Below are 1,489 nucleotides of genomic sequence, written 5' to 3'. Positions count from 1 at the left end.
CCGGCAATTTCCTACTCTCCCAGGTCGTTACCAACCAAGTACCATCGGCGTTAAGAGGCTTAACTTCTGTGTTCGGCATGGGTACAGGTGTGTCCCTCTTGCTATCGTCACCGGACGAACCATTCTGCATATACAATCTATCTTGGTCAAGTCTTCGACCGATTAGTATCTCTTAGCTACATACATTGCTGCACTTCCACCTGAGACCTATCAACCTTGTGGGCTACAAGGGGTCTTATCATATGAGGGAAATCTCATCTCGAGGGGGGCTTCGTGCTTAGATGCTTTCAGCGCTTATCCCGTCCAAACTTAGCTACTCAGCCGTGCCATTGGCATGACAACTGATACACCAGCGGTTTGTCCATCCCGGTCCTCTCGTACTAAGGACAGACCCTCTCAAATTTCCTACGCCCACGACGGATAGGGACCGAACTGTCTCACGACGTTCTGAACCCAGCTCGCGTGCCTCTTTAATGGGCGAACAGCCCAACCCTTGGGACATGCTTCAGCCCCAGGATGAGACGAGCCGACATCGAGGTGCCAAACCTCCCCGTCGATGTGGACTCTTGGGGGAGATAAGCCTGTTATCCCCAGGGTAGCTTTTATCCGTTGAGCGATGGCCCTTCCACTCGGTACCACCGGATCACTAAGTCCTGCTTTCGCATCTGCTCGAGTTGTCGCTCTCGCAGTTAAGCTTCCTTTTGCCTTTGCACTCTACGCACGATTTCCGACCGTGCTGAGGAAACCTTTGAACGCCTCCGTTACTGTTTGGGAGGCGACCGCCCCAGTCAAACTGCCCGACTGACAGTGTCCCTCTTCCGGATTCACGGAAGTAGGTTAGAATTTCAGAATGAATAGAGTGGTATCCCAAGGGCGACTCCCGAAACACTGGCGTGCTCCGTTCCAAGTCTCCCACCTATCCTGTACAGTCCATTCCAAAATCCAATATCAGCCTACAGTAAAGCTCCATGGGGTCTTTCCGTCCTGTCGTGGGTAAGCGGCATCTTTACCGCTACTACAATTTCACCGGATCCTTTGTTGAGACAGTGCCCAAATCGTTACACCTTTCGTGCGGGTCGGAACTTACCCGACAAGGAATTTCGCTACCTTAGGACCGTTATAGTTACGGCCGCCGTTTACTGGGGCTTCAGTTCTGAGCTTCGCTTGCGCTAACTCGTTCCATTAACCTTCCAGCACCGGGCAGGTGTCAGCCCCTATACTTCGTCTTTCGACTTCGCAGAGACTTGTGTTTTTGGTAAACAGTCGCTTGGGCCTTTTCACTGCGGCCCCCCTTAGGGGGCTCCCCTTCTCCCGAAGTTACGGGGTCATTTTGCCGAGTTCCTTAACAAAGGTTTTTCCGCTCGTCTTAGGATTCTCTCCTCACCTACCTGTGTCGGTTTACGGTACGGGCGACAAAACGCGAATAGTGGCTTTTCTTGGCAGTATGGAGTCAGCTCCTTCTCTACTTGTTTTCGATACGCATCACACT

The 1,489-nt window shown here is 52.2% G+C and carries 1 rRNA gene and 1 other annotated feature (1 of these 2 cut by a window edge); the gene reads right to left on the bottom strand.

Annotation, left to right across the window (positions count from 1 at the left end):
- Positions 1–115, bottom strand: a 5S ribosomal RNA gene (rrf, locus tag PEPTYR26121_RS00020); the annotation flags it as partial.
- 29 nt (positions 116–144) lie between these two features.
- Positions 145–1,489, bottom strand: a sequence feature (most likely nonfunctional fraction of RNA operon); it runs 2,879 nt beyond the window's last position.

Source organism: Aedoeadaptatus nemausensis, assembly GCF_903819165.1.
Classification (GTDB): domain Bacteria; phylum Bacillota; class Clostridia; order Tissierellales; family Peptoniphilaceae; genus Aedoeadaptatus; species Aedoeadaptatus nemausensis.
This window is presented reverse-complemented; position numbering and strand designations above follow the sequence as displayed.